A 4698-nucleotide genomic window follows, 5' to 3' on the forward strand; every position below is an offset into this window, starting at 1 on the left:
ACTTGCTGAGAGTCTGGACTCACCGGTCTATTTGCAATGCGACCTGGAGAATTTCGAGCTGGTTCGCAAAACGGTGCGTCATGCCGCAGAGGCTCTGGAAGGTCTGGATGCATTGATTCAGGCGGCCGGCACATCCGGCGATGACCGCTTCTGGAAGTGCGCTGCTCCGGGCAACTACGATAAGCTGCAACAGATTGACCAGGCCGCTTTTGATGAGATGATGGCAGTCAATACGCGTGGAACTCTGGCCGCATGCCAGGAAGCGGCGTTGTGGCTGCGAAAAAATGGGGGTGGCAATATTCTGTTTGTTCGCTCCATCGATGGAATCAAGCCGGTTCCCTCCCCCATTCATTTTGCTTCAAGCACCGCTGCCGCAAAAGGGATGATGGAAGCGATGTCGAAAGAGCTAGGCAACTACAATATTAGAGTGAATATCATCGCGCTCGGCATTCTGGAAGGAGGAGCTTCGCGAAAGCTCAGCCACGAAGTAAAGGATGCGTATCTCAAGCATTGTTCGCTGGGAAGGTATGGCCGCGCGGAAGAGGTTGCTGAGTTAGCGACCTGGATGGCCATTCAAAATACATACGTCACAGGACAGGTAATCATTCTCGATGGCGGTTTATAAAGCATATAGATTGATGGGAGTTCTCCCGGTCTGTTTCTTCCTCGCTCATCTCAGCTATCATCTTTCACACGGGACACCGCAACACCTCTTATGGTTGTGCAATCTATCAAATCTGGTGCTGGCGGCAGGCTTATTCTTTCAATTGCCCTTGCTTATTCGAATCGCCGTGTTGTGGCTGATTCCGGGAATTCCGCTCTGGCTGTGGGATATGTCCCGAACAGGAGACAATCCCCTCAGCACTTTTCTGTCCCATTTGGGCGGGCTGACAGTTGCAATCATCGCGCTTTCAAAAGTTCGCGCAACGCAGAACATGTTCCTCTACGCGTGGATGTACGGCTTTCTGGTTCAGATGATCTGCAGGCTGTTCACACCTCCCGAACTGAATGTGAATGTCGCCTTTCAGATCTATCCGGGTTTCAAGAGCATTTTTCAAAACTACTCAAGCTACTGGATTTTTTCAGCTGTCTTTGCTGCAGCAGCTTTATGGTTGCTCAGCTTTTTATTAAACCGTGCGTTTCCCAATCAAAAACAGGAAGAATATGGAACCATTCAGACAAAAACTGCATGACACCACCAGCCTTTGCGCGGTTTGCAAGCAAGGAATCCCTGCAGAAATCTGGGAAGTAGACGGAAAGATCTTGATGAAGAAACGTTGTTCCGAACACGGATCCCGGGATGTCTTGCTGGCTTCGCAAGCGGCCTGGTACCACAACACTATGTCTTATCCGGCGGTTCTAAAACCGCCTGTGATAGTGCGAAAGAACGTGCAGGCCGGCTGTCCGTTTGATTGCGGCGCGTGCACCAGTCATCAACAAAAAGTCTACCTGCCAGTGATTCCGATCACCAGCGCATGCAATCTCGACTGCCCGATCTGCTACACCATTAATAAGAATGAAGGCGCCTTTCATATGTCGCTGGATGAGTTTGCCCGAATTCTCGATGTGATTCGCGAGAATGACCCCGACATGAAAATTATCAACCTCACTGGAGGAGAGCCCACGATGCATCCGAAGCTAACGAGCATCATCCGGCTCTGTCATGATGCTGGAATTCACCGGGTAACGATCAGCACCCACGGTTTGCCCTTTGTGAAAAACGAAGTTTTATTGGAAGAGCTGGCGGAGCTGCGAGCGCGAATCGTGCTTTCCTTCGATTCATTTGACGAAGAAATCAACAAGAAAATGATCGGAGCGCGCATTCACAGTGCGAAGATGAAAGTGCTGGATCAATTGGAAAAATATAACGTGGATACGACCCTGATTCCTGTGATTGCGCTCGGATACAACGATCACGAGATCGGGAAGCTCGTCGATCTGGCTTTGCATCGCGATTCGATCAGAAGCCTCGAAATCCACACGATGACTTTCACGGGACAGGGAGGCGTGCAGTTCGATGGAGCTTCAAGGATGACCACGTGTGAAGTGTTGGAAGAAATGGAACGCAGCACCGAAGGCAAAATCCGCATGGATGATTTTGTTCCTTCACCTTGCGCTCACCCGCTCTGCTATCAGACCTGTTACCTGTTGCAAATGGAAGGCGGCCGGTATTTGCCTTTCACACGCTTCATGTCGCGCGATCAAATCCGTGAATTACTCACGGACAATCTCTACATGGAACCGGGAGAGAAAATGGAATCGGTGCTGCAGGATGTGATCAACGATTTGTGGTCCTCCGATTCAGATTCCTCGGAACAGGTTCTGCCCGTGCTCAAGGATCTCATTCAAAGACTCTTCCCGCGCGACAGAATCAGCTACGAAGCGCAACAAAGGATTTCCGAGCGTTCGGCGAAAACAATTTACATTCACTCTCATATGGATGAAGAGAATTTTGACATGGATCGCGTTCGCCAGTGTTGCGTCGGTGTTCCGGCTGCGGATGGAACCAACACTCCCACATGCTCCTATAATGTTCTGTACCGCGAACGAGACCCGCGCTTTTCCCATGGCAAGCTTATTCCCGTCACAGCCCTAACCGGCGGGAAAAAATGGTAATCAAAGTAGCGCGGGCGTCCCGCCTGCGGAGTGTAGCATGAGATTTTTCTTTGTTGATCGCGTAGACGAAATCCAGCCCGGCAAGCTGGCCACAGGCATCAAAAACATCACCTACAACGAAGACTTCCTTGAAGATCATTTTCCCGATCACCCGATTTATCCCGGCACTCTGGTGATCGAAGCGCTTGCACAGCTTGGCGGCTTCCTTGTGGAGTGCACCTTCAATGTGTCGCAAGAAAATTTGCGACGAGCTGTTTTAGCGCAGGTGGAAAAAGCAAAATTCTATGACCCGGTTACGCCTGGAGATCAGCTGCAGTTGCGGTGCGAGCTGATTTCCACACTGGAAGGGGCCGCGCACGTGCGAGCAGAAGCTCGCAGAAAGGAGCAAAGGGCCGTCAGCGCTGTGCTCACCTACGTACTCTGGCGCGTGGACTCCGAAAAAGTTCATGAACAACGAAGGAACCTGTACAAACAATGGACGCAGCATTTGAAACTCGACTTTCCCATCCGCTGAGACTTCGCGGAACCGGATCGATTGTTCTTGCCCCGGATTCGGAAATCGATGTAGCGCCGTGGCTCAAGCACCGCAAGATGAAAAAATTCATGGGAAAACAGGATGAGCTCGCAGTCATCGCCTCCGGACTGGCCGCGCGGAACGCTCAGTTATCGGAAGAGGAGCTGCGCACGAAAACCGGTCTGTTTCTTTGTGTGGGATTTATTCCATTTGAGCGCCAGGAAATTGAAACGATTGCGCGCAATTCATCGGACAACGGCACATTTTCCATGGATCTGTTCAGCACAAAAGGATTTGATGAAGTAAATCCGTTGTTGACCTTCCGGTGCCTCCCCAACATGCCGATTTTTCATGTTTCTATCAATCTGAACATTCAAGGTCCCTATTTCATTACTTATCCTGGTGGAGCCCAATTCTATCTGGCGCTGGAACAAGCGTGCCTTGCGCTGGAACAAAAGGAAATTGACTTTGCGCTTGTTGGTGGAGTGGCAGACCAGAATAATTTTCTGGTTCAACATCACTACAAAAGATCAGGGATCACGAAAAGAACTCCGGATGCCGCAGGTTTTATTTGCCTTGAACGAAACGGCGCAGATCGCGCATTGCTTGGCTTGCAAATGAAATATGAACCAGGAGAGGCTTTACAAATCGAACGCTGGGTAAATAAGGACGTAGAGAAGCATCTTGGCGCAGCTTCGCTTCCTGTGATGCTGGATCAACCGGCGCAGACAGGAAATTTTTATCACTATCTTCAATCGATCGATGGCATGAAAGTGGAAAGTTTTTGGAGTTTATGAAAAACCGCATCGCTATAACAGGAATTGGTGTGGTGTCTCCGCTAGGCACAGAACTTCCCTCTTTCGTAAACAAATTGCTTGAAGGTGTTTCAGGAGCCGGACGCATCACGGTGTTTGATCCTTGTAAATTGCCTACGCGAATCGCCGCGCAAGTGGATGAAGATAAACTTCCTTTACGCACAAAAGACCGGAAGGTTGGCTTTGCAATTTTAGCCGCCCGTTCCGCAATCAAAGACGCTGAAAAATTCGGAAGCGCGCTCAGAAAAAATGAGCGAAGCGGTTTAAGCATCGGCCTGGGCCTGGAACTTTTTTCAATGCCTGACATGCTGAATCACCTGCATGGAAAAACATCCGTCCTTTCCGATCCGATGGAATTCCTTCAAACTCCATCCGATGTTTGCGTCCCGCGCATTTGTAAAGAACATCTATTAAAAGCTCCTCCCCTGACTCATATTTCCGCCTGTTCCGCATCTACAGACGCAATTGGCTGCGCTTTTCGTATGATTCGCGAAGGAAAAAGGAACTGGATGCTGGCAGGAGGAACCGATTCCATGATTAATCCGATGGGAGTGGGTGGATTTTGCCGGATTCAGGCAATGACGCAGCGTAATGAGGAACCTTCGAAAGCGTCGCGACCATTCGATCGGGATCGCGATGGTTTTTTGCTGGGAGAAGGCGCGGCCATGCTGGTGTTGGAACAATGGAGTGAAGCTGTAGAAAGAGGGGCCCGAATCTACGCGGAAGTGGTTGGATATGGAACTTCGTTTGACG

Annotated in this window: 6 protein-coding genes; all 6 read left to right on the forward strand. The window is 50.1% G+C overall.

The window, feature by feature from the left end; translation table 11 throughout:
• A partial coding sequence (locus tag L0156_20690; protein MCI0605409.1) for an SDR family oxidoreductase occupies positions 1 to 625 on the forward strand: 625 nt, incomplete at its 5' end.
• Positions 612 to 1193: a hypothetical protein gene (locus L0156_20695; GenBank protein ID MCI0605410.1), complete on the forward strand. Its 582-nt coding sequence runs from the start codon at positions 612 to 614 to the stop codon at positions 1191 to 1193. The genes L0156_20690 and L0156_20695, both read left to right, overlap by 14 nt.
• The gene (locus L0156_20700; GenBank protein MCI0605411.1) at positions 1165 to 2616 is read left to right on the forward strand and encodes a radical SAM protein; all 1452 of its coding nucleotides are present in this window, start codon (positions 1165 to 1167) and stop codon (positions 2614 to 2616) included. Before L0156_20695 ends, L0156_20700 begins: the two co-directional genes overlap by 29 nt.
• Before the next feature lie 37 nt (positions 2617 to 2653).
• Entirely contained in the window at positions 2654 to 3130 is a 477-nt protein-coding gene (locus L0156_20705; GenBank protein MCI0605412.1) for a beta-hydroxyacyl-ACP dehydratase, read from the forward strand.
• Positions 3091 to 3927, forward strand: coding sequence for a hypothetical protein (locus tag L0156_20710; protein ID MCI0605413.1), 837 nt, complete (start codon positions 3091 to 3093; stop codon positions 3925 to 3927). Before L0156_20705 ends, L0156_20710 begins: the two co-directional genes overlap by 40 nt.
• On the forward strand, positions 3924 to 4698 hold a 775-nt coding region (locus tag L0156_20715; GenBank protein MCI0605414.1), incomplete at its 3' end, for a beta-ketoacyl-[acyl-carrier-protein] synthase II. The genes L0156_20710 and L0156_20715, both read left to right, overlap by 4 nt.

The sequence above is a fragment of the bacterium genome, assembly GCA_022616075.1.
Lineage (GTDB): Bacteria > Acidobacteriota > HRBIN11 > JAKEFK01 > JAKEFK01 > JAKEFK01.